This window comes from Achromobacter sp. MUI-25009338, from assembly GCF_057359325.1.
In genome coordinates, this window is record NZ_CM170627.1 from 1,666,159 (window position 1) to 1,692,915 (window position 26,757).

Below are 26,757 nucleotides of genomic sequence, written 5' to 3' on the forward strand. Positions count from 1 at the left end.
CTGCGCGGCAGCAAGCGGGGATTGCGCAGCCCTGCGGGTTGACCCCGATCCGCCATAGCCGCGCGCCGCCGTGGCCGCGCGCATGCCGCAACGCAGCAGGCGCGGCGCGCCGGATACGCCCTGATATGATCGGAAAAAAAATCACGACGCAGGCTTTTCCGTCCGTACAGGAGACAGAAAGTGAAGCTGGTAGTCCGTGCAGCCGATGAGCTGAAGATCGAGAACGTGTCCGCTTTCGTGGCCACCGCGGAGTCGGGCAGCTTTTCGCAGGCGGCGGTGTTGCGGGGCTGCTCGCAGTCCATGCTCAGCCGCCGGGTGCTGGAGCTGGAGGAGCAACTGGGCGCGCGCCTGTTCAACCGCACCGGCCGCGGCGTGCTGCTGACCGAACTGGGCGTGGCCCTGCTGCCGGTGGCGCAGGAACTGCTGGACGGCGCCACCGGTTTCCTGGAACTGGCGGCCTCCACCAACGAGCAGCCCTCCGGCACCGTCGAGATCGCGCTGCCGCGCTGGGCCGCCGAAGGCCCGGTGTCGATGCTGGTCAACCGGATATCCACGCAGTACCCGCGCATCCATCTGGTCATACACGAAAGCTACAGCCGCGACGTGATGGACCGGCTGGCCGCCGGCAAGCTGGACATCGGCGTCTTCAACAGCGCCCACGCCGAGCCGCCCGGACAGGCGCGGCGCCTGTTCTCGTCCGACCTGGTGCTGCTGGGCCGGCGCGATTCTCCGCTGCTGCGCGCGCCCACCGTGCCGCTGGCCGCGCTGAACGGGCTGTCCATCGTGATGCCGCCTTCGCCCAACCCCGTCGAGGCGGTGGTGCGCGAACGCACCCGCGACATGCAGCTGGATCTCAGCGCCGAACTGGAGATCAACTCGGGCGCCATGATCCGCGAGGTGGTGCGCCGCTGCCACCGTTACGCCATCACGCAGGTGCATCGCATCGAGGACTATCTGGACGAGGGCGACCTCGCCATCTCGCGCATCGTCGAGCCGGCGCTGACGCTGCACACCTTCTGCGCCACCGGCGCCAAGCACCGCATCAACCGCGCCAGCCTGGCGGTCGAGCGCTGCCTGGTGACGGTGCTGGAAGAACACTTCGTGCGGCTGCAGCAGGCCGCGCAGCGGCGCGAGGCGCGCTGGGCCGCGGCCTGGCAGACGGCTGTTCAGACCATGCATAGCTGATCCCCGGTTCCGGCATGGCACGGCGGGATGCTTGTGGCTATCGTGACAGGCTCCAAGAACCCGAGGAGACCCAACCATGTCCGTTGCCAGAACCGCGTGGCGCGCCGCCGTGCTCGCCTGCCTCGCGCTGTTTGCTTCGACGCCCGCCGCCGCGGCCGAAGCGGACGCCTATCCATCGCGTCCGGTCCGCTTCATCGTGCCGATCGGTCCCGGCAGCAGCGGCGACACCATGACGCGCACCTTCGCCGAATACCTGCGCAAGACCGCGGGCCAGGCCATCCTGGTCGAGAACCGGCCCGGCGCGGAACTGTCGCTGGGAACCCAGGTGGCGCTCAACGAGCCCGCCGACGGCTATACCGTGGTGCTGATCAGCCCGAGCGCCACGGTGATCAATCCGCTGTTCGTGAAAGACCTGCCGTATCGTCCGCAGGACCTGTATCCCGTGCTCAACGTGACCCGCCACGTCGCCGTGCTGGTGGCGTCGGCGGCTTCGCCGTACAAGACGCTGGGCGACGTGGTCGAGGCGGCCAGACGCGACAAGGGCGGCGTCAGCCTGGGCACCTACGGCAACACCTATCGCCTGGGCGCGCTGGACCTCGCCAGGCGGGCCGGGGTGGACTTCAACCAGGTGCCGTACAAGGGCGCGGCGCAGGCGGTGGCCGACGTGGTGGGCGGTTCGGTGGACCTGGCGCTGATAGACATCGCCGGGGCCGCGCCGCTGGTGGCCTCGGGCAAGATACGGGCGCTGGCGGTGGCCGGCGACCGGCGCCATCCATTGCTGCCGGACGTGGCCACCGTGCAGGAAGCCGGCTATCCGGGCTATTCGCTCTATGTGTTCATCGGTTTCGCGATCCGCGCCGGCACGCCGGCGCCCGTGGCCAGCAAGCTGGAGGACATGATGCTGCGGGTGATGGACGACCCGGCGCTGCGCGCGCAGCTGGCGCAGCAAAGCGGCGGCGAGGTGGTGGGCACGGGCAGCAAGGACTTCGCCGAACTGATCCGCGCCGAGGGCGTGCGCTACGCCGATCTGGCGCGCCAGATCGGCGCCGTGCCGCGCTGAGTGCGCAGCCAATATCTTCGATGTATCGGCCGACCCAAATATAGTATTTCCGGCGTGTGTGGTTCTTCCCTAGGATGTCCGGCAAGGCATTCTGAAAAGGGAGGGGCCATGTGGGTAGCAGGGATGGGCCGGGCGCCAGGGCGCCGCGGGAGCGGCGCATGAACGGGCCGCTGCAAGGAGTCCGCATCCTCGACGTCACCGCGGTGCTGATGGGGCCTTACGCCACGCAGATACTGGGGGACCTGGGCGCGGACGTGATCAAGGTCGAGGCGCCGGGCGGCGACAGCGTGCGCGGCATCGGCCCGGCGCGCCACCGCGGCATGGGCGGGATTTTCCTGCACGCCAACCGCAGCAAGCGCAGCATCGTGCTGGACCTCAAGCGCCCGGCCGGCCGCGAGGCGCTGCTCAGGCTGGCGGCGACCTGCGACGTGCTGATCTACAACGTGCGGCCGCAGGCCATGGCGCGCCTCGGGCTGTCGTACGAAGCGGTGGCGCGCGCCAATCCCGCCATCCTGTACGTGGGCGTCTACGGCTACGACCAGCGCGGCCCGTACGCGGCGCGCGGCGCCTACGACGATTTGATCCAGGGCGCGGTGGGCATACCCGCGCTGTCGGTGCAGGCCGGCAGCGAAACGCCGCGCTACGCGCCCAGCGCCATCGCCGACCGCATCGTCGGCATCAGCGCGGCCAACGCGGTAAGCGCCGGGCTCTACCATCGCGCGCGCACCGGGCGCGGCCAGGCCATCGACGTGCCCATGTTCGAAACCATGGCGCAGCTGATCCTGGGCGACCACATGGCGGGCCATTCCTTCGAGCCGCCGCTGGGGCCGCCAGGCTATCCGCGGATACTGAACGCCGAACGCCGGCCCTACGCCACGCTGGACGGCCACATCTGCGTGCTGCTGTACGCCGACAAGCAGTGGGCGGCCTTCTTCGAGCTGATCGGCCAGCCGGGCCGCATGGAGACCGATCCGCGGCTGCGCGACATCGGCGCTCGCACCCAGCACATCCACGAACTCTACCGGCTGGTGGCGGACGCGATCGCCACCCGCAGCACCGCGGACTGGCTGGCGGCGTTCGAGGCCGCGGACATTCCGGCCATGCCCATGCACAGCGTGGAGTCGCTGCTGCGCGATCCGCAGCTGGAGGCGATCGGCTTCTTCAACACGGTCGACCATCCCAGCGAGGGCAAGCTGCGCATGATGGCGGTGCCCTCGCGCTGGTCCGGCACGCCGCCCGATCCGTCGCGGCCGGCGCCGCGGCTGGGCGAGCACAGCGTGGAAGTGCTGAAGGAGGCGGGCTACCGGGACGAAGACATAGACGCGCTGCTGCGCGACGGCGTGACCGTGGAGGCGGGAGCGGAACATGAGTGATTTCCTGAAACGCGAACGGCACGGCGCGGTGCTGCTGCTGACCATGGACCGGCAGGCCACGCGCAACGCGCTGTCCGACGCCGACGCGGTGGACGCGCTGGTGGACGTGTGCGCCGAGGTCAACGCCGACATGTCGGTGCGCGCCGTGGTGCTTACCGGATCGCACGGCGTGTTTTCCTCGGGCGGCAATCTCAAGACCCTGGACGCCACGGTCGGCGCCGGCCTGGGCGAGCCGGTGCGCAGCCGCCAGGCCTACCGCGACGGCATACAGCGCGTGCCGCTGGCGCTGTGCAACCTGGAAGTGCCGACCATCGCGGCGGTCAACGGGCCGGCCATCGGCGCCGGCTGCGACCTGGCCTGCATGTGCGATATCCGCCTGGCCGCGGAGCAGGCGCGCTTCGCCGAGAGCTTCGTCAAGCTCGGCCTGACGCCGGGCGACGGCGGGGCGTGGCTGCTGCCGCGCGCCGTCGGCATGTCGCGCGCCTGCGAAATGGCCTTCACCGGCCGCAGCGTCGACGCCGCGCAGGCTTTGCAGATGGGGCTGGTGTCGCAAGTGCTGGCCGGGGAAGCGCTGCTGCCGGCCGCGATGGCGCTGGCGCAGGAAATCGCGCAGCACTCGGGCCACGCGCTGCGGCTGACCAAGCGCCTGTTGCGCGAGGGGCAGCACACGCGGCTGGATACGTTGCTGGAATTGTCGGCCGGCTTCCAGGCGCTGGCCCACCATACGCAGGAGCATGCGCGCGCGTTGGACGGATACCTGGACAACGCGCGCGCCTGAAGCCGATGACGACAACCAGGAGACAAGGAGAAAACCGATGCACACGAGGAGAAGAAGACTGCTGGCGGCCATGGGCGCGCTGGCCGGCCTGCCGCTGGCGCGCGCCGTCCGCGCCGCCGATTCGTCCTGGCCGGCGCAGCCGCTGCGCCTGATCCTGCCTTACGCCGCGGGCGGACCGACCGACGTGCTGGCCCGGGCGGTCGCGCAGCACGTGGCGCGCCAGCTCGGCCAGCCCGTGATCGTGGAGAACAAGACCGGGGCCAGCGGCAATATCGCCGGCGAAAGCGTGGCGCGCGCCAGGCCCGACGGCTACACCTTGCTGTACCACTCGTCCGGCCTGGCGATCAGCCCGGCGCTGTACCGCCAGCTGCCCTACGATCCGCTGCGCGATTTCGCGCCCGTAGGGCTGACGGCCTCGATCCCCCTGGTGCTGATGACGACGCGGGATCTGCCTGCGGCGAATACGGCCGAGTTCATCGCCTACCTCAAGGCCAGGCCGGATGCGCTCAGCTATGGCACGGGCGGGGTCGGCAACATCACCCATCTGAGCGTGGCGCTGTTCCTGCACGCCACCGGCACGCGCGCCGTCGGGATTCCGTTCAAGGGCACCAATCCGGCCATGGTGGCGATGCTGGGCGGGCAGGTGCAGTTCATGGTGGACGCGATAAGCTCGGCGCTGCCCTATATCCGCGACGGCCGCGTCAAGGCGCTGGCCGTGACCGGCGCGCAGCGCTCGGCGGCGCTGCCGCAAGTGCCGACGCTGCGGGAAGCGGGCCTGAAGGACCTGACCATGAACACCTGGCAGGGCGTGCTGGCGCCGGCCGCCACGCCGCAGCCCGCGATCCTGCGCCTGAACCAGGCGCTGGCCGAGGCCGTGCGCGACCCCGCCATCGCCGGCCCGTTCACGGCCCAGGGCGTGGACCTGCGCAGTTCCTCGCCGGCCGAGTTCCAGGCGTATCTGGGGCAGGAGGTGCGGCGCTGGGGCGACGCGGTCAGGATGGCGGGCATACAGCCCGAATGAATATGTCGGCCCGGCGCGCGCCGGGTTCGCCAATAGAACAGCCTTGCGGAGACAAGCATGAACATCAGGACCCTGGTCATTGCGGGATTGCTCGGCGCCGCGCTGGCGCTGGGCGGCAACGCCCGCGCCGCAGCCGATTACCCCTCGCATCCGGTGAAGATCGTCGTCTCGCTGCCGCCGGGCAGCGGCGCCGACACCACCGCGCGCTTCCTGTCCAAGCATCTGGCCGACAAGTTCGGCCAGCCCTTCATCGTCGAGAACCGGCCGGGCGCCAACAGTTTCATCGCCGCCCAGGCGGTGGCGGGCGCGGCTCCCGACGGCTACACCATGTTCGTGGCCAGCAACTCGCCCATGACCACCAACGCGGCCGTATTCAAGAGCCTGCCGTACGACGCGATCAAGGACTTCTCGCCGGTGGCGCCGATCGCGCGCTTTCCGATGGTGCTGGTGGTGCCGGCCAATTCGCCGTACCGCAGCGTGGCCGAACTGGTGGCCGCCGCCAGGAAGGCGCCGGGGCAGCTCAACTTCGCCAGCGGCACCGCCACCTACCAGGTGGTGCTGGAACTTTTCCACGAGCAGAACGGCATCAAGGCCACGCACGTGCCGTACAAGGGCACCTCCGCCGCGCTGGCCGACCTGGCCGGCGGCGTGGTGCAGTACAGCCTTGCCGACGTCAGCGCGGCCCTGCCGCTGATCCGCGGCGGCAAGCTCAGGCCGTTGGCCGTGACCAGCGCGCAGCGCATCAAGGACCTGCCCGACGTGCCCACCATGCAGGAGGCCGGCACCAAGGGCTACGAAGCCTACGCCTGGACGGCCGTTTTCTTTCCCGCCAAGGTCGATCCCGCCATCGTCGCGCGCATGTCCGAGGCGGTCCAGGCGCTGGTGCGCAGCGACGCGGGCCGGGCCTTCATGGCCGGCCTGGGCGGCGAGTCGTTCGTCGGCGGCCCCGAGACGCTGGCGAGCTTCCAGAAGGAAGAACTCGAATCCATGCGGCGCATCGCCAAGCTGGCCAACATCCAGCAGGAATAGCCGGACCGGCTCAGGCCGCCGCCGCGGCGGGCGGCCCGGCACGCATCAGCCGGCAGGCCATGTCCACGAAATTGGCGCTGGTCGCGGTGGCGTTGTCCGGGTGCACGGCCAGCGCGATGCCCACCTTGATGGTGTCGGCCAGTTGCGAAACCGGCACCAGCCGCACCTTGCTGCCGGCCTGGCGGCGGGCCACCGCCGGCACGATGGCCACGCCCAGCCCGCTTTCCACCAGGCTCAGTATGGTCTGCACCTGGATCGCCTCCTGGGCGATGCGCGGCACCACGCCGGCCTGCTGGAACGCATACATGACCAGCGCGTGCATGCCGGGCACGTGCGTGCGCGAATAGCCGATGAAGGGCTCGTCGGCCAGGTCGCGCAGCGCCACGTCCTCGCTGGCGGCATGGCGGCTGTCGGCCGGCACGGCCAGCATCAGATGGTCCGGCTGCAAGAGCGTGATGCGGGCCGCGGTGGGTTCGAGCACCGGAAAGCGCACCAGCGCCACGTCCAGCGTGTGCGCGTCCAGCCGGCGCAGCAGATCGATGGTGGTGGACTCCTCGATGATCAGGTCCACGCGCGGGAATTCCTTGCGGAACGCCGACAGCAGCTGCGGCATCAGCGAATAGGTGGACGAGCCGACGAAGCCCACCTTGAGCACGCCCTGTTCGCCGCTCGCGCCTTCCTTGGCCGCGCGCCGGATCTCCTCGGCGTAGTAGAGCGTGGTGCGCGCGTAGCGCAGCACGACCTCGGCGGCCGGCGTGGGCCGCAGGCCGGCCGGCAGCCTTTCGAACAATTGCACGCCGAGTTCCTGCTCCAGCTTCTTGATGGCGGTCGACAGCGGCGGCTGCGCCATGTGCAGGCGCTCGGCGGCGCGATGGAAATTGAGGGTCTCGGACAGGACCAGCAACTGCTTGAGCTGGCGTAGCTCCACGGGCGTCTCCTGATGCGCCGGGCTCGCGATATTTATGATGTATTGCCCGGTCCACATCTAATATTAGACCGGGATGCAGGCCCCGTGTAGATTGCCATGAAGCCCGCGCGCAGCGGGCTTGCACGGCACTTTACGATCACGGTAATGCGCGCGCCGGCGCCGTGCGGAGCGCGCTGCGGGGACCACATTGGGCGCTATCGACGAAGCACTGCAACTGGCCGCGATACCCGCGCAGGACGAGGCTCTGCGCGCCAGCGTGCGCGCCTTCCTGCGCGAGGCGCTGCACGATATGCCGGCCGACCGCCGCGCGCGCTCGTGGATGGGCTACGACGCCGAGTTCAGCCGCGCGCTGGCGCGCCAGGGCTGGCTGGGCCTGACGCTGCCGGCCGCATACGGCGGCGGCGAACGCAGCAACTACGCGCGCTTCGTGCTGAGCGAGGAACTGCTGGCGGCCGGCGCGCCGGTATCGGCGCACTGGATCGCCGACCGCCAGACGGCGCCGCTGATCCTGCGCTACGGTTCGCAGGCGCAGCGCGATTTCTATCTGCCGCGCATCATCCGGGGCGAAGCCTTTTTCGCCATCGGCATGAGCGAACCCGACACCGGCTCGGACCTGGCCAGCGTGCGCACCCGCGCCACGCCGCAGGGCGGCGGCTGGCTGCTGAACGGGCGCAAGATCTGGACCACCAACGCCCATCGCTCGCACTACATGTGCGCGCTGGTGCGCACCTCGGGCGCGCCCGAAGACCGCCATCGCGGGCTGTCGCAGATGATCTTCGACCTGACGCTGCCCGGCATCGAGATCCGCCCGATCCGCGACATCACCGGCGACACGCATTTCTGCGAAGTCCTGTTCGACAACGTGCGCCTGCCGGCCGATGCGCTGGTGGGCGAGGAAGGCAGCGGCTGGGCGCAGGTCACGGCGGAACTGGCGCTGGAGCGCAGCGGCCCCGAACGCATTTATTCCAGCATGGTGCTGATAGACGGCTGGCTCGCCCACCTGCGCGCGAACGGCGCGCCCGAGCCCGCGCAGGTGCGCCTGGCGGGCCGCCTGGCCGCCAACCTGGCGGTGCTGCGCGCCATGTCGCTGGCCGTGACGCGGCGCCTGAACGAAGGCGCCGACGCCGGCCTGGCGGCGGTGCTGGTTAAGGACCTGGGCACCGGCTTCGAGCAGGCCGTGCCCGAATGGATAGGGCAGGCCCTGCGCGCCGGTCCGGCGCCGGACGAGGTGCTGGCGCGCACGCTGGCCTACCTGACGCTCATCAACCCGACGTTTTCGCTGCGCGGCGGCACCCGCCACATCCTGCGCGGCATCATCGCGCGCGAACTCGGCCTGCGCTAGCGCGCCGCCCCGGACCCTGAGGACATGGCATGCCGCAATCCCTCCAGCAAGACCTGTATGACGAATTCTCTCGCGCACTGGCCGGGCTGTGCCCGCTGGAGCGCGTGCGCGAGATCGAGGCCGCAGCCGACGCGGCAGACCCGCAAGGCGTGGCCGCGCGCACCTGGCGCGAGATCGACGCGCTCGGCTACGTGGACGCGCTGACGCCGGCCGACCTCGGCGGGGCGGGACTGTCGCTGGCCGACGCCGAGGGCCTGTGGCGGGCGGCGGGCGCGGCGGCGCTGCCGTATCCGCTGTCCGACACCATGCTCGCGCGCGCCCTGTTGCGCAGCGCCGGCCAGCGCGTGCCCGAAGGGCCGATCGCGCTGGCCCGGGCGCTGTCCGGTCCCAGCGGCCTGCGCTGCGCCCAGACGCCGGGCGCCGGGCTGGCGCGCAGCGTGCTGGTGCAGCGCGACGGCGGACTGCTGCTGGTGGCCGCGCCGGCGGTGTCCGCGCCCGGACTGTTTCGTCCGCGCGCCAGCGCCGCGCCCGCCTGGAGCGAGTCGCCGGCCGTCCTGGGCCGCGTGGCCTTGCCGGACGAGGCGGTGCAGGCCTGGCGCAACGCCGCCGACGCGGCCGGCATCGCCGGCGCGCTGCAGGCGGTGCTGGACCGCTGCGTCGCCTTCGTGGGCGAGCGCCAGCAGTTCGGCCGGCCTTTGGGACGCTTCCAGGCCATCCAGCAGGAAATCAGCGTGCTGGCCGAACAGGCGGCCGCGGCCGCCATGGCGGCGCGCATGGCCTGCGCCAGCGGCGCCATGCTGCCTGACGCCGCGCTCGCGGCCAGCGCCCGGCTGCGGGCATGCGAAGCGATTCCCGTCGCCTGCGCCATCGCCCACGCCGTACATGGCGCCATCGGCATCACCGAAGAGCTCGCGCTGGGGCTCTACACCACCCGCTTGCACGAATGGCGCGCCGCCGGCATGAGCGAAGACGATTGCGCCGAGCTGGTCGGCCGCCGGCTGATGGCCAGCGACAGCCGGACCCTGCTGGAATTCGTGCGCGGCATGATGGCCGCGATCGCCGCCTGATTCTTTCAACACCGAGGTTCCCATCCATGTCCCATCCCGATCCCGTCGTCATCGTCGCCGCGCAGCGCACTCCCATCGGCGCATTCCAGGGCGCGCTGTCGCACTACACCGCGCCCCAGCTCGGCGCCCATGCGCTGGCCGCCGCGATGCGCCAGGCCGGGCTGGCCGCGGATGCGGCCCAGGAGGCGCTGATGGGCTGCTGCCTGTTCGCCGGCCTGGGCCAGGCGCCGGCGCGCCAGGCCGTGCTGGGCGCGGGGCTGCCGACCACCGTGCAGGCCACCACGCTCAGCAAGATGTGCGGCTCGGGCATGAAGGCCGTGACGCTGGCCCATGACATGCTTTGCGCCGGTTCGGCCGAGCTGGTGCTGGCCGGCGGCATGGAATCGATGAGCAACGCGCCGCACCTGATACCGCGCGCGCGCCAGGGATACCGCCTGGGCGACGGGCAACTGCTGGACCACATGTACCGCGACGGCCTGCAGGACGCCTACGAAGGCCACTTGATGGGCTATTACGCCGACCTGGCCGCGCGCGAGCACGGCTTCACCCGCGCCGAGCAGGACGCCTATGCCGAGCGCAGCGTGCTGCGCGCCCAGCACAGCGTCGCGCATGGCGCGTTCGCCGCCGAGATCGCGCCGATGGCGGCGCGCCCGCGCCGCGGGGCGCCGCAGGGCGAACCGGTGGCCGAGGACGAAACCCCGGGCCAGTGCGACGTGTCGCGGCTGGGCAGCCTCAAGCCCGTGTTCACCGCCGACGGCACGGTCACGGCCGGCAACGCTTCGTCCATATCGGACGGCGCGGCCGCGCTGGTGCTGACCCGCCAGAGCCACGCGCAGACGCTGGGCCTGACGCCGCGCGCGCGCATCGTCGGCCATGCGGCGGCGGCCTTGCCGCCGGGGCAGTTTCCGGCGGCGCCGGTGCACGCGATCTCGCGCCTGCTCGACCGCGTCGGCTGGAGCCGCGACTCGGTCGACCTGTACGAAATCAACGAGGCCTTCGCCGTGGTCACGCTGATCGCGCTGCGCGAACTGGGCCTGGCGGCCGAACGCGTCAACGTCGAAGGCGGCGCCTGCGCGCTGGGCCATCCGGTGGGCGCGACCGGCGCGCGCATCATCGTCACGCTGCTGCATTCGCTGCAGCGGCGCGGACTGCGCCGCGGTGTGGCCTGCCTGTGCCTGGGCGGCGGCGAGGCCACGGCCATCGCCATCGAAACGCTTTGATCCGGCGGCGCGCCGCCATCGCAACGGAGACGCACACATGGGACCTCTGGCTGGAATCCGCATCATCGAACTGGCCGGGATCGGCCCCGGGCCCATGGCGGCCATGCTGCTGGCCGACATGGGCGCCACCGTGCTGCGGATCGAGCGCAAGGAGCCGGCCGACCTGGGCGTGAAGCGCGAGCTCAAGTACAACCTGCTGTTGCGCAACCGGCGCGCCATCGCGCTGGACCTGAAAGACCCGCGCGCCGTCGCGCTGGTGCTGCGGCTGCTGCGCAAGGCCGACGCGCTGATCGAGGGATTCCGGCCCGGCGTGACCGAACGCCTGGGCCTGGGGCCGCAGGCCTGCCTGGCCGAGAATCCCCGGCTGGTCTATGGCCGCATCACCGGCTGGGGCCAGGACGGGCCGCTGGCGCAGGTGGCCGGGCACGACATCAACTACATCGCCGTCACCGGCGTGCTCGACGCCATCGGCCGCGCCGGCCAGCCGCCCACGCCGCCGCTGGCGCTGGTGGGCGATTTCGGCGGCGGCGGCCCGTACCTGGCGCTGGGCGTCCTGGCCGCCATCATCGAGGCGCGCCAGTCCGGGCAGGGGCAGGTGGTGGACGCCGCCGTGATGGACGGCGCGGCCTCGATGGCCACCGCGTTCTTCGGCCTGGCCGCGTCCGGCGCGTGGCGGCCCGAGCGCGGCGCCAACATCCTGGATTCCGGCGCGCCGTTCTACGACGTCTACCAGTGCGCCGACGGCCTGTGGCTGTCGGTCGGCCCGATAGAAAAGCGCTTTCACGAACTGCTGCTGCGCGAGCTGGGCCTGGACGACGAGGCGATCCGCGAACTTGGCGACCACCAGGACCGGGACACCTGGCCGCGCCTGCGCGCGGTGCTGCGCGAGGCGTTCGCCCAACGCGACCGCGACGACTGGTGCGCCCGGCTGGCGCTGCTGGATGTCTGCGTGGCGCCGGTGCAGACGCTGCGCGACGCGGCGCAGCACCCGCAGGTGCGGGCGCGCGGCACGCTGGTGGAGATCGACGGCATCACGCAGCCGGCGCCGGCGCCGCGCTTCAGCAGGACGCCCAGCGCCCGGCCCACCGCGCCGCAGCCCCCGGACCCGGCGGCCTTGAAGGACTGGCTGGATGCCGAAGAACTGGAGGCGTTCGGCATCCCCGGAAACTGAGGGGCGCGAGGCAGCGGTTATCGTATGGCGTTATAACGTACGATTATTTGCATATAACCGAGGAAGATTTTGTCCGCCGCCGCAGCCGTCGCTCCCAGCAGCACCTCCTATGAACTCTCGCCGCGCGAGCAGCGCGGCAACATCGCAAGACTGACCGTCGCCCAGGCGCTGGCCGGCGCGAACTCCGTCGTGGTCTACGCCACCGGGGCCATCGTCGGCGACATGCTGGCGCCGGACAAGTCGCTGGCCACCTTGCCGATTTCCGTTTTCGTGGTGGGCATGGCGGCCTGCATCATGCCCGCCGGCGCCATCGCGCGGCGTCACGGCCGGCGGGCCGCGTTCCTGGCCGGCACCGGCTGCGGGATGCTGGTGGGCCTGCTGGCGGCCGCGGCCATCGTGCTGAGTTCGTTCTGGCTGTTCTGCCTGGCGACTTTCTTCGGCGGCGCGTACGCCGCCGTGGTGCTGTCGTTCCGCTTCGCGGCGGCCGACGGCGTCTCGCCCGCGCTGCGGCCGCGCGCGCTGTCCTTCGTGATGGGCGGCGGCGTGGTGGCGGGCGTGGTGGGGCCGCAGCTGGTCACCCACACCATGTACCTGTGGCAGCCGCATATGTTCGCCGCCACCTTCCTGGTGCAGGCCGCGGTCGCGGCGCTGTCGGCGCTGGTGCTGCTGGGCGTGCGGCTGCCGACGCCGAGCGCGGCGGAAGTGGCGCAGGGACGGCCGCTGTCGGTCATCGCCCGCCAGCCGCTCTTCATCACGGCCGTGATCTGCGGCGCGGTGTCCTACATGCTGATGAACTTCCTCATGACGGCTGCCCCGCTGGCCATGCACCTGTGCGGCCACAGCCAGGAGAACGCCAACCTCGGCCTGCAATGGCACGTCATCGCGATGTACGCGCCCAGCTTCTTCACCGGCCGGCTGATCGTGCGCTTCGGCGCCGGGCGCGTGGTGGCGGCGGGCCTGCTGCTGACCGGGCTGGCCGCGGCCGCCGGCCTGAACGGCATCGACGTGGCCCACTTCTGGCTCACGCTGATCCTGCTGGGGGTGGGCTGGAACTTCGGCTTCGTGGGCGCGTCCGCGCTGGTGCTGGAATGCCATCGCCCGGAAGAAAAGACGCGGGTGCAGTCGCTCAACGATTTCGTGGTGTTCGGCACCATGGCGCTGGGCTCGTTCGCCTCGGGCGGGCTGCTGGCCGCGTACGACTGGGACACGGTGCTGTGGGTGTCGTTCGCGCCGCTGGCGCTTGCGGTCGTGGTGCTGGGCGCGGCGGCGCGGCGCATCGGCCGCCGCGACCGGGCCTGAGCCGCGCGGGAATGTGGCTTGCTGGCCTCCGGATCTTACGCAATCGAGCGTTGGAACCAGGAGGCTTCAATGAAACCGAATCTGAAACCGTTGCGCGACCAGGTCATCGTCATCACGGGCGCCGGCAGCGGCATCGGCGCCGCTACCGCGCGCATGGCAGCGAGCCGGGGCGCCAGAGTGGTGCTGGCCGGACGCCAGGAAGAGGCGCTGCAGCAGGTGGCCCAAGAAATCGGGCAGGATGGCGGAACCGCCATATGCGTGGCCGCGGACGTGGGCGTGCAGGACGATCACGAGCGTATTCTGGCCCAGGCCGTGGAACGCTTCGGCTGTGTCGATACCTGGGTGAACAATGCCGGGGTGTCGATCTACGGAACCCTGGAGGAAGTGCCCATCGAGGACCAGCGCAAGCTGTTCGAGACCGACTACTGGGGCGTGGTGTACGGCTCCTTGACGGCGGTGCGGCACATGAAATCGTCCGGCGGCGCGATCATCAACGTGGGCAGCGAAGTGTCCGATCGCGCCGTGCCCCTGCAAGGCGCCTATTCGGCGGCCAAGCACGCGGTCAAGGGATATACCGACGCGCTGCGGATGGAACTGAGGCAGCAGGGCGCGCCGATTTCGGTCACCCTGATCAAGCCGGCTTCGATCTCGACCGGTTTTACCGTCCATGCCCGCAACTATATGGACGCGCAGCCCGACCTTCCGCCGCCCGTATACGCGCCGGAGATGGTCGCCGAAGCCATCCTGCACGCGGCTTGCCATCCGGTGCGCGACCTGTACGTGGGCAGCGCTTCCCGCGCCATCGGGGCGCTGGGCCAGAACATGCCGGGGCTGGCCGACCGTATGGCCGGGTGGCTGTTCCGGCGCCAGCGCGGCCCGGCCCGCACGCAACAGGGCACGGACTCGCTTTACGAAGCGGGCGGCGAGCATCCGGCGGTGCAGCGGACCGGGCGCAGGCATAGCGTCTATACCCATGTGGCGATGCACCAGCGCGCCACGCTGCTGACGACGGTGGCGCTGGCCGGCGGCGCGGCGCTGTGGCTGGCGCGCGGCCGGCGTTGAGGCGCGGACGGCGCTCAGGCGGGCTTGAACACCATAAGCCAGAAGATGGCGAGAAAGGCCGCCAGCGCCGGAAATCCCAATATGAACCAGGCGCGGAAATAGCGCATGAAGCTTGGCGAGAGCGGCTGTCCCGCGGCGGCGCAGCGGGACGCGCTGTCGCGCATCCGGATCTGCAGCCAGACCACCGGCAGCCAGCATGCGATGGCCAGCGCATACAGGCCCAGTGACCACGCCACCCACGGCGTCGTCAGCGGCAGTTGCATCAGGTGGATCAGATACAGGCCGGTCAGCGGCTGGGCGACGGCCGTGGTCGCGGTGAACAGCCAGTCGGCGACGACCACGATGCGGGCCACGGCGGCGACCGTGCGCGGTTCGCGCTGCAGCACCACGCACAGCAGATAGAAGGCCGAACCGATGCCGGTCCCGAACAGCAGGGACGACGACAGTATGTGCAGCAGTTTCACCAGCAGATAGTCCATCAGCGCCTCGCTTTGCTGCGGGCGGCGAGGGCGAGCAGCGCCAGCACGGCCAGCATGGGAAGATTTTTCGATATCGGGCCGAATGGATGCAGCCATTGCTCGGGCAGTCGCCAGCTGATGATGGCCGTGTAGGCCAGGATCAGGCCGATCTGGGCCCGCCACAGCAACACCGCATCGACGCGCCGCCAGGCCAGCGTGAGAAGGCCGAGGACCAGGTCCAGCGCCGCGGCGCCATACAGCGCGGCCGGCGCCAGCGCGGCCGGCACGCCGGCCCGTTCCAGCAGGGCCAGGCTGTCGCGCACGGGATAGCCGAATATCGACACCGCGGCGGTCCACAGCCAGACGGCGGCCAGGCTCAGGCGCAGCAGCGGCAGCATATTGTCCAGCGCGGCCCGGCTCCACAAGGCCTGGCGCAGGTCGGCGTCCACGAAGTCCTGCGGCGGCCGCGGCGCGCGGCCCAGCGCCGCGCTGAACGCGGACGGGTCCGCGGTGTTGCCGCGCTCCAGCATGGACAGGCTTTCCGGGTTGAACAGGCTGCCCGGCAGATGCCGCCCGATGCGCGCGGCCGCGCGCGCCAGGCCGCCGGGCAGCGCAATGACGCGCTGGCGTGCGTCCACGCCCAGACCGCGCCGCAGCGCGGCCAGATAGTCGCGCAGGCTCAGCGCCTGCGGGCCGCAGAAGGCGATCGTCACGACCCGGTCCGGCGGCGAGGCCAGTAATGCCGAAACGCCCGCCACCACATCCTGGACATGGACCGGCTGGATCTGTTGCCGGCCGCCGCCGGGCAGCGGCAGCAGCGGCCAGAGCGCGAGCCGGTCGAACAGCGCGGCGCTTGCGCCACCGGGGCCGTACACCAGCGAGGGCTGCACGATGTGAGCGGGCATGTCCAGCGCGCGCAGCGCATCGTCGGCGGCGCGCTTGCTGCGGTGGAATTCCGAGGCGGCGCCGGCGTCCGCGCCCAGCGCCGAGAAATGGATGACGCGCACGCCGCGCTGGCGAGCCGCATTGAACAGCGCGACAGGCGCGGCCCCGTGCACGGCGGCATAGCCGTTGTCCGCGCTGTCACGGAATACGCCGACCGTGTTGATCGCGGCCTGCATGCCGTCGAGCAGCGGCGCCCAGTCGGCGCTGCGGTCCATGCGGCGGAAGTCCGCGGGCACGAATCTTGCGCCGCGCATGCCCAGGTCGCGCGCGGTGACGGCGCGCACCGGGCAGACCAATTCGTGGCCGGCGTCCAGCAGGGCCGCGAGCAGCCGGCTTCCGATGAAACCGTGGGCGCCGGTGAGCAGGATTTTCACGACTCGTTCTCCACATTCCGCCGCGGGCGGGGCGGCGTCAGCGCAGCAAGCCTCATGCCGCCGGAGGCGCCAGCACAGGAGGCATGCACCATGCGGGTTTGGCGCGACGCATTTTTCGAGGGACTGCGCAGCGGCACGCTGGCCAGCCTGTTCTCGGTCGCGATACTGACGGCGGCGGGCCGGATCGAGCACGGCCGTGCGGCGCCGCCCATCAACGCCATCAGCCACTGGATATGGGGAGCGCGGGCCCTGCGCAAGAACAGCCCGACATGGCGCCATACCGCCAACGGCTATCTGATCCACCATGCCGCGTCGATATTCTGGGCCACGCTGCACGCCCGTGCGACCGGCGTCGGGCAAGGGCCGCGGCCGATCGGGCGGGCGCTGGCCGAAGGGCTGTGCACCGCCGGCGTGGCCTGTTTCGCGGACTATCGGCTCACGCCCGAGCGCTTCAGGCCCGGTTTCGAACACCGGCTTTCGCGCGGCGCGCTGCTGCTGGTCTATGCGGCGTTCGGACTGGGCCTGGCGCTGGGATCGCGCGCCTGCCGCAGCGCGGCGGCGTCCGGCCAGCGCCTTACCGCCCGTCCGCGTTGAGCGGCGGCGCCACCGCTTCCAAGGCGCGCCGCTCGGCGTTGACCGGCAGGCGCAGCGCCACCAGGCCCGCGCCGGCCATGAGCGCGGCGGCCAGCGCATAGCCCAGCGCCAGCCAGTCGCGCTGGCCGGTGTCTATCAGCCAGCCATACAGCGCCGGGCCGGCGAAGCCGCCGATGCCGGTGCCGGCCGCGTAGAACAGCGCGATGGCCACCCCGCGCATCTCGATCGGAAACACTTCGCTGACCGTCAGATAGGCCGAGCTGGCGGCCGCCGAGGCCACGAAGAATATGGCGGACCAGCACAGGGTCTGCGTGCGCGCGTCCAGCCAGCCGGCCTGGAACGCCGCGGCCGTCAGCGCCAGCCCGATGCCGGCCGACAGATAGGTCGCGCAGATCATCTTGCGCCGTCCCACCAGGTCGAACAGCGGCCCCAGCAGCCAGGGCCCCAGCACGTTGCCGAGCGCGAAGGGCAGGATGTACCAGCCCGCTTGTGCGTCCGGCACGCCGTAGAAGCGCGTCAGCACCAGGGCGTAGGTGAAGAAGATGGCGTTGTAGAAAAACGCCTGCGCCAGCATCAGCGCCAGGCAGACGCCGCTGCGCGCCGGGTAGGTGCGCACCAGCACGTGGGCCACCTCGCGCAAGCCCGGCGTTCGCGCGCTGCGGTAGGCGATGCGCCCGGCGGCGGCGGCCGGCAGGCTGCCGCGTTCGCGCCGCACCTGCGCCTCGATGTCCTGCACGATGCGCTCGGCCTGCGCCGCGCGGCCTCGCGCCAGCAGCCAGCGCGGGCTTTCCGGCACGTCGCGGCGCACCCGCAGGATCACCAGGGCCAGGACGGCGCCGGCCCCGAACGCCAGCCGCCAGCCCAGGTCGGGCGGCAGCAGCCGCTCGTCCAGTAACGGCAGGCTCAGCCCCGCGCCCAGCGCGGCGCCCAGCCAGAAGCAGCCGTTGACCGCGAGATTGACGCGGCCGCGCACGCGCGCCGGCACCAGTTCGTCGATGGCGGAATTGATGGCCGCGTACTCGCCGCCGATGCCCAGGCCGGTGGCCCATCGGCAGGTCGCGAAGTAAATGAAGTTGGGCGAGAAGGCCGTCGCCAGCGTGGCCGTCATGTAGATGGCCAGCGTCGCGAGGAACAGGCGCTTGCGTCCCAGGCGGTCCGCCATGCGCCCGAACAGCAGCGCGCCCAGCACGGCGCCGGCGACGTAGAGCGAACCCGCCGCGCCGATCTGCGCGGCGGTGAGGCCCAGCGTGCCGGGTCGCGTCAGCACGGCCCCCAGCGAGCCGGCCAGCGTGACCTCCAGGCCGTCGAACACCCAGGCCGCGCCGAGCGCGCCGACCATGCGCCAGTGCCAGCGCGACCACGGCAGGCGGTCGAGCCGCGCGGGTATGTCGCTGCCGGGGCCGGCGCACGGCATGGTCTGGCGCGCCGCGCTATCCCAGGCGCTTGAGGATGCGCGCCACGCGCGCGATGCCGCCGGTGCCGCTGGCCGCGCGGCCCACCAGCGCGGTGCCGGCCAGCGTGTACAGCACGCGGCGCAGCGGCGTGCGCCCGCGCATGCCGGCCAGCATCAGCCATGCGCCCAGGGTCAGCACGGCAAGGTGCTCGCCGGGCAGGCCGGGGCGGGCGTCGTCGATCTCCTTGAGGCGGCGCAGCAGGCGCGGCGATGCGCGCCCCGCGCCCGTGTCCTCGTCGGTGGCGTCGGCGGGTTCGATGTCCTCGTCCGGCACCTCATGGTCCTGGGCGCGGCCGCTGGCGCGCGCAAAGCGGGGAAGGGGGCGGGGGGCGGCGTTGGGCATGATGACACCTCGGGGCTGGCGGCGCTCGGGGCCGATCCGTCGCGCTCAGCAAGCGCCGTGCCCGCGCGTCAGTGGTTCTCCTTGGCGTGGTTGATCGTGTACTTGGGGATTTCCACGGTCAGGTCCTCATGGGCCAGGATGGCCTGGCAGCTCAGGCGCGAGTGCGCCTCCAGCCCCCAGGCGCGGTCGAGCAGGTCGTCCTCGCAATCCTCGACCTCGTTGAGGGTGTCGTAGCCTTTGCGCACGATGCAGTGGCAAGTCGTGCAGGCGCAGCTCATGTCGCAGGCATGTTCTATTTCTATGCCGTTCGCCAGCAGGGCCTCGCAGACCGAAGTGCCGGCCGGCGCCTCCAGCACGGCGCCCTCGGGCGCCAGGTCGGCATGGGGTAGAACGGTGATCTTGGGCATATCGTGTTCCGGGAAGCTCGGTACTAGGATGCGCGCCTGGCCGGCGCATTGCCGCCGACGCGGCGCCGCACGGCGCCGGTGCGCGCCTCGGGCTCGCGCTCTTTGTCGTCGGGTTGCTGGAGCGTGTGCAGGATGGGGCAGTTGGGCCGCTCGTCGCCGGCGCAGCAGCGGATCAGCGCCTTCAGCGTTTCGGCGATCTGCCGCATGCTCTCGATGCGCCGGTCCAGTTCGGCCAGGTGCTGCTGGGCCAGGCGCTTGACATCGGCGCTCTGGCGCGACTGGTCGTGCCACAGGTCCAGCAGGTTGCTGGTTTCCGCCACCGAGAAGCCCAGGTCGCGGGCGCGGCGGATGAAGTGCAGCCGGTCGACGTCGGCCGGGGTATAGGCGCGGTAGCCGGAGTCGGTCCGGCCCACCGCGGGGATTAGGCCGATCTGCTCGTAATAGCGGATCATCTTGGCCGACACCTTGGATGCCTTGGACGCTGCGCCGATATTCATGGCTGTCTTCCTCGATCTGTGTAAGGTGGACCCAGCCTAAGGCTTGCCATTGTGGGAAGGTCAAGCCGCCGAGGTTTCGGGCGTGTAGAACACGTCGGCGTGCATGTCCTGCGCGCCCAGCCCGCGCGAGCAGGCCATCTGCATCGCCGCCTCCACCATCGTCGGCGGACCGGCCACATAGGCTTTCCAGCCGCGCAGGTCCGGCAGGTCGTCGGCCACGGCCCGGGTCACGAAACCGACGCGGTGCGTGTCCGAGCGCGCCTCGGACAGCACGGGGATGAAGACCAGGTTGCGGTGCCGGCGAACCAGCGCCTCGAAGTGGTCCAGCAGGTAAAGGTCCTGTTGCGCGCGCGCGCCGAAGTAGACGTGGATGGCCTGCTGCATGCCGTGCGCCAGGGCGGTCTCGACGATGGACTTGATGGGCGCCAGCCCCGAACCGCCGGCGATGCACAGCATCGGGCCGCGATGGCAGGCGCGCAGATGCGACGCGCCGCGCGGCGCCTGGAGCGAGACGCGGTCGCCGGCCCTGACGGCGGTATGCAGGTGGCTCGATACCACGCCGCCGGGGACCCGGCGTATGTGGAATTCCAGCTCCGGCTCGCCCGGCCGGTTGGCCATCGAATAGCTGCGCGCGGGCAGTTGCCCGAACCGGATGTCGGCATATTGCCCGGCGGCGAAATCGGGCGCGGCGCCATCGGGCCGCACGCGCAGGCGCTTGATGTCGTGCGTCAGGTCGTCGAGCGCGACGATGGTCGCCTCGAACGCCTGCGCCGGCGCGGCCGCGGCCTCGTCATCGTCTCCGAGCCAGGCCACGGCCACGTCGGTCCTCGGCACTGCCCGGCACGCCAGGATGAAGCCGCCGGCCCGTTCCTCGTCGGTCAGCGCAAAGCGCGTGTGCTGCAGCATGTCGACCTCGCCTTCGATCAGGCGGGTCTTGCAGCTGCCGCAGCGGCCCGAGCGGCAGCCGTGCGGATAGCACACGCCATGCTGCAAGGCGGCCTCGAGTATGGTCTGTCCTTCCTGGGCCGGCAGGCGGATGCGCGCCTGCCGGATATCTATGGTCTTGATGCTCATGCCCGGGCTGCTCCCTGTGCTTCGGGTTGGTGTCGTATGGTGCGGCCCAATCTATTCCTTCCAACGATCGCAAGGTCAAACAAGCCCCTTCGGTTCGTAGGGGCCAGGCTTGACCTTCCCGTCGTTGTAACGCCTAGCCTTGCCTCAAATTTTTTGCAGAGCTGCTTCGGAAGGGCCGAAGCCCTGCTGCATAGAAGGGGCATTCCATGCGTCGAAAATTCAAGATTGCTGTGATGGCGGGCGTGATCGCCGCGGCCGGGGCCGCCGCGTTCGCGGCTCGCGACGTTTCCGGCGAAACGCCGCCGGCCGCCGCGCCCGCGGGCCCGCAGGTGCCGGTGGCCGAGGTCATCGAGCGCATCATTACGCCCTCGACCGAGTTCACCGGATTCCTGGCCGCGCCCGAGACGGTCGAACTGCGTTCGCGCGTGGGCGGCACGGTGGAGGCGGTGAGCGTCCCCGAAGGCAGCATGGTGCGCAAGGGCCAGATGCTGTTCCAGATCGACCCGCGTCCGTTCCAGGTCGCGCTGGATACCGCCACCGCGCAATTGCGCCAGGCCGAGGTGCTGGCCACGCAGGCCAAGGCCGATCTGGACCGCGCCCAGCGCCTGGTGTCCACCGGCGCGGTGTCGCGCAAGACCTATGACGACGCCGTCTCGGCGCGCAGCGCCCGGCTGGCCCAGGTGCAGGTGGCCAAGGCCGCCGTCGCCGCGGCGCGGCTCGACCTGTCCTACGCGCACATCACCGCGCCGATTTCCGGGCGCATAGATCGGGTGCTGGTGACCGCGGGCAACCTGGTCAGCGGCGGCGGGGCCGGCGGCGCCACGCTGTTGACCACCATCGTGTCGATCGACCCGGTGCACGTGTATTTCGACATCGACGAGGCGACCTATCTCACCGCCGTCAGGCAGGCCCGGCCCGACGCCGCCGGCGGCAAGCCTACGCTGCCCGTCGCTGTCGGCCTGACCACGGACAAGGGCTTCCCCTACCAGGGCATGCTCGACTTCGTGGGCAACCAGGTCGACCGCGGCACCGGCACGATACGCGCGCGCGCCGTGGTGCCGAACCCGGACGGTCAGCTGGCGCCGGGCCTGTTCGCGCGTGCGCGGCTGGCCACCGGCGAGGAGCGGCCGGCCATCCTGGTCGACGATCTGGCCGTGGGCACCGACCAGGGCAAGAACTACGTGCTCGTCGTGGGCGAGAACAACCAGGCGCAGTACCGCGCGGTCGAGCTGGGCCGCGTGGTGGACGGTCTGCGCGTCATCGAGACCGGCCTGCAGGCAGGCGAAAAAATCATCATCAAAGGGCTGGTGCGTCCCGGCATGACCGTCACGCCGCGCCTGGTGCCGATGCAGACGGTCGCCGTCGCGGAGGCGCGTCCATGAAGTTTCCCCACTTCTTCATCGCAAGGCCGATCTTCGCCATCGTCCTGTCGCTGCTCATGCTGCTGGCCGGCGCCATCGCCTTCTGGCAATTGCCGCTGAGCGAATACCCGGCGGTCACGCCGCCCACGGTGCAGGTCACGGCCAGCTATCCCGGCGCCAATCCGCAGGTGATCGCGGACACCGTCGCCGCCCCGCTGGAGCAGGTGATCAACGGGGTCGAGGGCATGCTGTACATGAACTCGCAGATGGCGACCGACGGCCAGATGGTGCTGACCATCGCGTTCAAACAGGGCACCGACCCCGACATGGCGCAGATCCAGGTGCAGAACCGGGTCTCGCGCGCCTTGCCGCGCCTGCCGGAGGAAGTGCAGCGCATCGGCGTGGTGACGCAAAAGACCTCGCCCGACGTGCTGATGGTGGTGCACCTGGTCTCGCCGGAAAAGCGCTACGACTCGCTCTACCTGTCGAACTTCGCCATCCGCCAGGTGCGCGACGAACTGGCGCGCCTGCCCGGCGTGAACGACGTGCTGGTCTGGGGCGCCGGGGAATATTCCATGCGCGTCTGGCTGGACCCGTCGCGCGTCGCCACGCGCGGGCTGACCGCCAGCGACGTGGTCGCGGCGCTGCGCGAACAGAACGTGCAGGTGGCGGCCGGTTCGGTGGGGCAGCAGCCCGACACCTCGTCCGCCTTCCAGGTCACCGTCAACACGCTGGGCCGGCTGGCCAGCGCCGAACAGTTCGGCGACATCGTGGTCAAGACCGGCGCCGACGGCCAGGTCACCCGCCTGCGCGACGTGGCCCGCGTATCGCTGGGCGCCGACGCCTATACGCTGCGCAGCCTGCTCAACGGCGAATCGGCCCCGGCTTTGCAGATCATCCAGAGTCCCGGCGCCAACGCCATCGACGTCTCCAACGCGGTGCGCGCCAAGATGCAGGAGCTGCAGCAGGGCTTTCCGCAGGACGTGGAATACCGCATCGCCTACGACCCCACGGTGTTCGTGCGGGCCTCGCTGCAATCGGTGGCCATCACGCTGCTGGAAGCCATCGTCCTGGTCGTGGTGGTGGTGGTGCTGTTCCTGCAGACCTGGCGCGCGTCCATCATTCCGCTGGTGGCGGTGCCGGTGTCGCTGGTGGGCACCTTCGCGCTGATGCACCTCTTCGGCTTCTCGCTGAACACGCTGTCGCTGTTCGGCCTGGTGCTGTCCATAGGCATCGTGGTGGACGACGCCATCGTGGTGGTCGAGAACGTGGAGCGTCACATGGCCCTGGGCGAGCCGCCCAGGCAGGCCGCGATCAAGGCCATGGACGAGGTCACCGGCCCGATCATCGCCATCACCTCGGTGCTGGCGGCGGTGTTCATTCCCTCGGCCTTCCTGTCGGGGCTGCAAGGCGAGTTCTACCGCCAGTTCGCGCTGACCATCGCCATTTCCACCATCCTGTCGGCCATCAATTCGCTGACGCTGTCGCCGGCGCTGGCCGCCATCCTGCTCAAGCCGCACCACGAGGCGGCCCGGTCCGACGCGCTCACGCGCGTCATGGACCGGCTGCTGGGCGGCTTTTTCCGGCGCTTCAACCGCTTTTTCGACCGCGCGTCCAACGGCTACGTCGGCGCCGTGCGCCGGGCGGTGCGCGGCAGCGCCATCGTGCTGATGCTGTACGGCGGCTTCGTCGGCCTGACCTGGCTGGGCTTTCACCAGGTGCCCAACGGCTTCGTGCCGGCCCAGGACAAGTACTTCCTGGTCGGCATCGCCCAGTTGCCCAGCGGCGCCTCGCTGGACCGCACCGAGGCCGTGGTCAGGCAGATGTCGGAGATCGCGCTGGCCGAGCCCGGCGTGGAAAGCGTGGTGGCGTTCCCGGGCCTGTCGGTCAACGGCCCGGTCAACGTGCCCAACTCGGCGCTGATGTTCGCCATGCTCAAGCCCTTCGCCGAGCGCACGGACGCGTCGCTGTCGGCCAATGCCATCGCCGGCAAGCTGATGGGCAAGTTCAGCCAGATCCCCGACGGCTTCGTCGGCATCTTCCCGCCGCCGCCGGTGCCGGGACTGGGCGCGATGGGCGGCTTCAAGCTGCAGATCGAGGACCGCGCCGGCCTGGGCTTCGAGGCGCTGGTGAAGGCGCAGGGCGAGATCATGGCCAAGGCCATGCAGACGCCCGAGCTGGCCAACATGCTGGCCAGCTTCCAGACCAACGCGCCGCAGCTGCAGGTGGACATCGACCGAGTCAAGGCCAAGTCCCTGGGCGTATCGCTGACCGACGTGTTCGAAACCCTGCAGATCAACCTGGGTTCGCTCTACGTCAACGACTTCAACCGTTTCGGGCGGACCTACCGCGTCATGGCGCAGGCCGACGCGCCGTTCCGGATGCAGGCCGACGACATCGGCCTGCTCAAGGTGCGCAACGCCGCCGGCGACATGATCCCGCTCAGCGCCTTCGTGACGCTGACGCGCGGCTCCGGGCCGGACCGCGTCATCCGCTACAACGGTTTTCCGTCGGCCGACATCAGCGGCGGGCCGGCGCCGGGCTACTCCTCGGGCCAGGCCACCGACGCGATCGAACGCATCGTGCGCGAGACCCTGCCCGAAGGGATGATCTACGAGTGGACCGACCTGGTCTACCAGGAGAAGCAGGCCGGCAATTCGGCGCTGTACATCTTCCCGCTGGCGGTGCTGCTGGCCTTCCTGATCCTGGCGGCCCAGTACAACAGCTGGTCGCTGCCTTTCGCCGTGCTGCTGATCGCGCCGATGGCGCTGCTGTCGGCCATCGGCGGCGTGTGGATCTCGGGCGCAGACAACAACATCTTCACCCAGATCGGCTTCGTGGTGCTGGTGGGCCTGGCCGCCAAGAACGCCATCCTGATCGTGGAGTTCGCGCGCACGCAGGAAGAAGCGGGCGCCGACCCGCTGGCCGCGGTGCTGGAAGCCGCGCGGCTGCGCCTGCGTCCCATCCTGATGACCTCGCTGGCCTTCATCGCCGGCGTGGTGCCGCTGGTGCTGGCCAGCGGCGCCGGCGCCGAAATGCGCCACGCCATGGGCATCGCGGTATTCGCCGGCATGCTGGGCGTGACGCTGTTCGGCCTGCTGCTCACGCCGGTGTTCTACGTCGTCGTGCGCAAGCTGGCGCTGCGCCGCGAAGCGCGCCGCGCCGCCGCCGCAAGCCAGCATGCATAACGGTCACCAGGACATACGAACCATGAACACGACTTTCGCCCCTTTGCGCCCGGCCCGCATGCTGGCCTCGCTGACGCTCGCGGCGGCGCTGGCCGGCTGCACCCTCGCGCCGCGCTACGAACGCCCGGCCGCGCCCATTGGCACGGCCTATCCGTCGGACCCCGCGCATCCCGCGCCCGAGGCCGGACAGCCCTTCGATGCGGCCGTCGCCGACATGGGCTGGCGCGATTTCTTCCGCGACCCGCTGCTGCACCGGCTGATCGAGATCTCGCTGGACAACAACCGCGACCTGCGGCGCGCGGCCCTCAACGTCGAGGCGGCGCAGGCGCTCTACCGCATCCAGCGCGCCGAAATGCTGCCCGGCCTGGACGTCGCCGCCAGCGGCGCTTCGGAGCGCGTGCCGGCCGGACTCAGCGCCACCGATTCCGCCTACGTGTCCCGGCGCTACGACGTGGCCGGCGTCACGGCCGCCTGGGAAATCGACCTGTGGGGCCGTATCCGCAGCCTCAGCGACCAGGCCCTGGCCACCTACCTGGCGCTGGACGAAACGCGCATCGCCACCCAGATGAGCCTGGTGTCCGAAGTCGCCAGCGCCTACCTCACGCTGCGCGCCGACCAGGAACTGCTGCGCCTGACCAACGACACCCTGGCCACGCAGCAGCGCTCCTTCGATCTGACCGCGCAACTGGTGGAGGCCGGCAACTCCACCCGGCTCGACCTGCGCATGGCCGAGATCGCCCTGCGTAACGCCGAGGCCAACCACGCCGCCTATACCCGCCAGGCCGCCCGCGACCGCAACGCCCTGGTGCTGCTGCTGGGCCAGCCCCTGACGCCCGAGCTGTCGCGCCAGCTGGACGAGGCCGCCGCGCTGCCCGACGGCATCGTGCCCACCGACCTGCCGGCCGGGCTGCCGTCGGCGCTGCTGACGCGCCGGCCCGACATCCGCGCCGCCGAGCAGATGCTGCGCGGCGCCAACGCCAATATCGGCGCGGCGCGCGCCGCCTTCCTGCCGGCCATCAGCCTGACCGGTTCGGCCGGCACGGCCAGCGCCACACTGGACGGCCTGTTCGATTCGGGCACGCGCGCCTGGAGCTTCCTGCCGCGCATCACGCTGCCCATCTTCCGCGGCGGCGCGCTGCTGGCCAACCTCGACGTGGCGCACGTGCAGAAGCGCATCGAGATCGCCAACTACGAAAAAGCCATTCAGGCGGCCTTCCGGGAAGTAGCCGACGCGCTTGCGGGCAAGCGCACGCTGGACGAGCAGATCCGCTCCGAACAGCTGTCGGTGGCCGCCAGCCGCGACGCCTACGCACTGGCCGAGCAACGTTTCAGGGAAGGCCAGGACGACTATCTGGCTCTGCTTGAGATCCATCGCACCCTGTACGGCGCCCAGCAGGTCCTGGTGCGCACGCGCCTGACGCGGCTGACCAATCTCATCGACCTGTACAAGGCGCTGGGGGGAGGGTGGACGGAAAATACGGTCGGGGCTGGCGCTCAGGCCTCTGCGGAAGGGCCGGGGTGAGCGCCA

The 26,757-nt window shown here is 70.7% G+C and carries 24 protein-coding genes; 16 read left to right on the forward strand and 8 right to left on the reverse strand.

All coding sequences use genetic code 11. The features are described from left to right. Positions 1-180 precede the first annotated feature (180 nt). The 6 genes from AC1IQ6_RS07910 to AC1IQ6_RS07935 all read left to right on the forward strand — a co-directional run bounded on the left by AC1IQ6_RS07910 (position 181) and on the right by AC1IQ6_RS07935 (position 6,446). Positions 181-1,185: a LysR family transcriptional regulator gene (locus tag AC1IQ6_RS07910; RefSeq protein ID WP_111827109.1), complete on the forward strand. Its 1,005-nt coding sequence runs from the start codon at positions 181-183 to the stop codon at positions 1,183-1,185. Between the two features lie 76 nt (positions 1,186-1,261). Further along, on the forward strand, positions 1,262-2,245 hold the full coding sequence (locus tag AC1IQ6_RS07915; protein ID WP_485866095.1) for a tripartite tricarboxylate transporter substrate binding protein: 984 nt from the start codon (positions 1,262-1,264) through the stop codon (positions 2,243-2,245). A gap of 158 nt (positions 2,246-2,403) precedes the next feature. Next, positions 2,404-3,618, forward strand: a complete 1,215-nt coding sequence (locus AC1IQ6_RS07920; RefSeq protein ID WP_102772767.1) for a CaiB/BaiF CoA transferase family protein — start codon at positions 2,404-2,406, stop codon at positions 3,616-3,618. Continuing rightward, positions 3,611-4,396: a crotonase/enoyl-CoA hydratase family protein gene (locus tag AC1IQ6_RS07925; protein ID WP_485866096.1), complete on the forward strand. Its 786-nt coding sequence runs from the start codon at positions 3,611-3,613 to the stop codon at positions 4,394-4,396. Before AC1IQ6_RS07920 ends, AC1IQ6_RS07925 begins: the two co-directional genes overlap by 8 nt. Before the next feature lie 37 nt (positions 4,397-4,433). Beyond that, positions 4,434-5,417, forward strand: coding sequence for a Bug family tripartite tricarboxylate transporter substrate binding protein (locus AC1IQ6_RS07930; protein ID WP_111827111.1), 984 nt, complete (start codon positions 4,434-4,436; stop codon positions 5,415-5,417). Between the two features lie 57 nt (positions 5,418-5,474). Then, positions 5,475-6,446: a Bug family tripartite tricarboxylate transporter substrate binding protein gene (locus AC1IQ6_RS07935; RefSeq protein ID WP_485866097.1), complete on the forward strand. Its 972-nt coding sequence runs from the start codon at positions 5,475-5,477 to the stop codon at positions 6,444-6,446. Positions 6,447-6,456: 10 nt separating this feature from the next. On the opposite strand, the gene AC1IQ6_RS07940 is transcribed toward AC1IQ6_RS07935, so the two are convergent. After that, entirely contained in the window at positions 6,457-7,374 is a 918-nt protein-coding gene (locus AC1IQ6_RS07940) for a LysR family transcriptional regulator (RefSeq protein WP_348639093.1), read from the reverse strand. Positions 7,375-7,561: 187 nt separating this feature from the next. On the opposite strand from AC1IQ6_RS07940, the gene AC1IQ6_RS07945 reads away from it, so the two are divergent. The 6 genes from AC1IQ6_RS07945 to AC1IQ6_RS07970 all read left to right on the forward strand — a co-directional run bounded on the left by AC1IQ6_RS07945 (position 7,562) and on the right by AC1IQ6_RS07970 (position 14,535). After that, a complete protein-coding gene (locus tag AC1IQ6_RS07945; RefSeq protein ID WP_209166110.1) occupies positions 7,562-8,716 on the forward strand; it encodes an acyl-CoA dehydrogenase family protein in 1,155 nt (384 codons plus the stop codon). A gap of 29 nt (positions 8,717-8,745) precedes the next feature. Further along, positions 8,746-9,783, forward strand: a complete 1,038-nt coding sequence (locus AC1IQ6_RS07950) for an acyl-CoA dehydrogenase family protein (protein WP_485866098.1) — start codon at positions 8,746-8,748, stop codon at positions 9,781-9,783. A 26-nt stretch (positions 9,784-9,809) separates the two neighbouring features. Beyond that, entirely contained in the window at positions 9,810-11,003 is a 1,194-nt protein-coding gene (locus tag AC1IQ6_RS07955) for a thiolase family protein (RefSeq protein WP_209166108.1), read from the forward strand. A gap of 37 nt (positions 11,004-11,040) precedes the next feature. Continuing rightward, a complete protein-coding gene (locus AC1IQ6_RS07960) occupies positions 11,041-12,174 on the forward strand; it encodes a CaiB/BaiF CoA transferase family protein (protein WP_102772759.1) in 1,134 nt (377 codons plus the stop codon). A 69-nt stretch (positions 12,175-12,243) separates the two neighbouring features. Beyond that, a complete protein-coding gene (locus AC1IQ6_RS07965; RefSeq protein WP_479731289.1) occupies positions 12,244-13,473 on the forward strand; it encodes an MFS transporter in 1,230 nt (409 codons plus the stop codon). A 69-nt stretch (positions 13,474-13,542) separates the two neighbouring features. Next, a complete protein-coding gene (locus tag AC1IQ6_RS07970; RefSeq protein ID WP_485866099.1) occupies positions 13,543-14,535 on the forward strand; it encodes an SDR family oxidoreductase in 993 nt (330 codons plus the stop codon). 14 nt (positions 14,536-14,549) lie between these two features. Here AC1IQ6_RS07970 and AC1IQ6_RS07975 read toward each other — a convergent pair whose 3' ends face one another. Together AC1IQ6_RS07975 and AC1IQ6_RS07980 are read right to left on the reverse strand one after the other, a co-directional pair. Then, positions 14,550-15,014 (reverse strand): DUF2269 family protein, encoded by a 465-nt coding sequence (locus AC1IQ6_RS07975; RefSeq protein ID WP_102772756.1) that lies wholly within the window; start codon positions 15,012-15,014, stop codon positions 14,550-14,552. Continuing rightward, positions 15,014-16,312 carry an SDR family oxidoreductase gene (locus AC1IQ6_RS07980; RefSeq protein ID WP_485866100.1) on the reverse strand — a complete coding sequence of 433 codons (1,299 nt, stop codon included), beginning with the start codon at positions 16,310-16,312 and terminating at the stop codon, positions 15,014-15,016. Before AC1IQ6_RS07980 ends, AC1IQ6_RS07975 begins: the two co-directional genes overlap by 1 nt. A gap of 90 nt (positions 16,313-16,402) precedes the next feature. Here AC1IQ6_RS07980 and AC1IQ6_RS07985 point away from each other — a divergent pair, with 90 nt between their 5' ends. Beyond that, positions 16,403-16,906: a hypothetical protein gene (locus AC1IQ6_RS07985; RefSeq protein WP_485866101.1), complete on the forward strand. Its 504-nt coding sequence runs from the start codon at positions 16,403-16,405 to the stop codon at positions 16,904-16,906. Here AC1IQ6_RS07985 and AC1IQ6_RS07990 read toward each other — a convergent pair. From AC1IQ6_RS07990 to AC1IQ6_RS08010, 5 genes are all read right to left on the reverse strand, one after another. Next, positions 16,887-18,320, reverse strand: a complete 1,434-nt coding sequence (locus AC1IQ6_RS07990) for an MFS transporter (RefSeq protein ID WP_485866102.1) — start codon at positions 18,318-18,320, stop codon at positions 16,887-16,889. The two genes, AC1IQ6_RS07985 and AC1IQ6_RS07990, sit on opposite strands and share 20 nt — an antisense overlap. A 16-nt stretch (positions 18,321-18,336) precedes the next feature. Continuing rightward, positions 18,337-18,702: a hypothetical protein gene (locus AC1IQ6_RS07995; RefSeq protein WP_485866103.1), complete on the reverse strand. Its 366-nt coding sequence runs from the start codon at positions 18,700-18,702 to the stop codon at positions 18,337-18,339. A 68-nt stretch (positions 18,703-18,770) separates the two neighbouring features. Next, positions 18,771-19,109, reverse strand: a complete 339-nt coding sequence (gene fdx / locus AC1IQ6_RS08000; RefSeq protein ID WP_102772752.1) for an ISC system 2Fe-2S type ferredoxin — start codon at positions 19,107-19,109, stop codon at positions 18,771-18,773. 23 nt (positions 19,110-19,132) lie between these two features. Further along, positions 19,133-19,606: a Cu(I)-responsive transcriptional regulator gene (gene cueR, locus AC1IQ6_RS08005; RefSeq protein ID WP_102772751.1), complete on the reverse strand. Its 474-nt coding sequence runs from the start codon at positions 19,604-19,606 to the stop codon at positions 19,133-19,135. Between the two features lie 60 nt (positions 19,607-19,666). Further along, the gene (locus AC1IQ6_RS08010; RefSeq protein ID WP_485866104.1) at positions 19,667-20,680 is read right to left on the reverse strand and encodes a 2Fe-2S iron-sulfur cluster-binding protein; all 1,014 of its coding nucleotides are present in this window, start codon (positions 20,678-20,680) and stop codon (positions 19,667-19,669) included. A gap of 206 nt (positions 20,681-20,886) precedes the next feature. On the opposite strand from AC1IQ6_RS08010, the gene AC1IQ6_RS08015 reads away from it, so the two are divergent. From AC1IQ6_RS08015 to AC1IQ6_RS08025, 3 genes are read left to right on the forward strand one after another with little or no spacing between them, the layout of a single operon-like run. Next, on the forward strand, positions 20,887-22,062 hold the full coding sequence (locus AC1IQ6_RS08015) for an efflux RND transporter periplasmic adaptor subunit (protein WP_102772749.1): 1,176 nt from the start codon (positions 20,887-20,889) through the stop codon (positions 22,060-22,062). Continuing rightward, positions 22,059-25,229 carry an efflux RND transporter permease subunit gene (locus AC1IQ6_RS08020; protein ID WP_485866105.1) on the forward strand — a complete coding sequence of 1,057 codons (3,171 nt, stop codon included), beginning with the start codon at positions 22,059-22,061 and terminating at the stop codon, positions 25,227-25,229. Before AC1IQ6_RS08015 ends, AC1IQ6_RS08020 begins: the two co-directional genes overlap by 4 nt. Positions 25,230-25,251: 22 nt before the next feature. Then, positions 25,252-26,751, forward strand: a complete 1,500-nt coding sequence (locus AC1IQ6_RS08025; RefSeq protein ID WP_485866106.1) for an efflux transporter outer membrane subunit — start codon at positions 25,252-25,254, stop codon at positions 26,749-26,751. Positions 26,752-26,757 lie beyond the last annotated feature (6 nt).

Bases quoted from the DNA above. Each gene is read 5' to 3' on its own strand.
- AC1IQ6_RS07915 (WP_485866095.1), top strand. From the start codon at position 1,262: ATGTCCGTTGCCAGAACCGCGTGGCGCGCCGCCGTGCTCGCCTGCCTC.
- AC1IQ6_RS07920 (WP_102772767.1), top strand. From the start codon at position 2,404: ATGAACGGGCCGCTGCAAGGAGTCCGCATCCTCGACGTCACCGCGGTG.
- AC1IQ6_RS07925 (WP_485866096.1), top strand. From the start codon at position 3,611: ATGAGTGATTTCCTGAAACGCGAACGGCACGGCGCGGTGCTGCTGCTG.
- AC1IQ6_RS07930 (WP_111827111.1), top strand. From the start codon at position 4,434: ATGCACACGAGGAGAAGAAGACTGCTGGCGGCCATGGGCGCGCTGGCC.
- AC1IQ6_RS07935 (WP_485866097.1), top strand. From the start codon at position 5,475: ATGAACATCAGGACCCTGGTCATTGCGGGATTGCTCGGCGCCGCGCTG.
- AC1IQ6_RS07950 (WP_485866098.1), top strand. From the start codon at position 8,746: ATGCCGCAATCCCTCCAGCAAGACCTGTATGACGAATTCTCTCGCGCA.
- AC1IQ6_RS07955 (WP_209166108.1), top strand. From the start codon at position 9,810: ATGTCCCATCCCGATCCCGTCGTCATCGTCGCCGCGCAGCGCACTCCC.
- AC1IQ6_RS07960 (WP_102772759.1), top strand. From the start codon at position 11,041: ATGGGACCTCTGGCTGGAATCCGCATCATCGAACTGGCCGGGATCGGC.
- AC1IQ6_RS07970 (WP_485866099.1), top strand. From the start codon at position 13,543: ATGAAACCGAATCTGAAACCGTTGCGCGACCAGGTCATCGTCATCACG.
- AC1IQ6_RS07975 (WP_102772756.1), bottom strand. From the start codon at position 15,014: ATGGACTATCTGCTGGTGAAACTGCTGCACATACTGTCGTCGTCCCTG.
- AC1IQ6_RS07985 (WP_485866101.1), top strand. From the start codon at position 16,403: ATGCGGGTTTGGCGCGACGCATTTTTCGAGGGACTGCGCAGCGGCACG.
- AC1IQ6_RS07990 (WP_485866102.1), bottom strand. From the start codon at position 18,320: ATGCCGTGCGCCGGCCCCGGCAGCGACATACCCGCGCGGCTCGACCGC.
- AC1IQ6_RS07995 (WP_485866103.1), bottom strand. From the start codon at position 18,702: ATGCCCAACGCCGCCCCCCGCCCCCTTCCCCGCTTTGCGCGCGCCAGC.
- fdx (WP_102772752.1), bottom strand. From the start codon at position 19,109: ATGCCCAAGATCACCGTTCTACCCCATGCCGACCTGGCGCCCGAGGGC.
- cueR (WP_102772751.1), bottom strand. From the start codon at position 19,606: ATGAATATCGGCGCAGCGTCCAAGGCATCCAAGGTGTCGGCCAAGATG.
- AC1IQ6_RS08010 (WP_485866104.1), bottom strand. From the start codon at position 20,680: ATGAGCATCAAGACCATAGATATCCGGCAGGCGCGCATCCGCCTGCCG.
- AC1IQ6_RS08015 (WP_102772749.1), top strand. From the start codon at position 20,887: ATGCGTCGAAAATTCAAGATTGCTGTGATGGCGGGCGTGATCGCCGCG.
- AC1IQ6_RS08020 (WP_485866105.1), top strand. From the start codon at position 22,059: ATGAAGTTTCCCCACTTCTTCATCGCAAGGCCGATCTTCGCCATCGTC.
- AC1IQ6_RS08025 (WP_485866106.1), top strand. From the start codon at position 25,252: ATGAACACGACTTTCGCCCCTTTGCGCCCGGCCCGCATGCTGGCCTCG.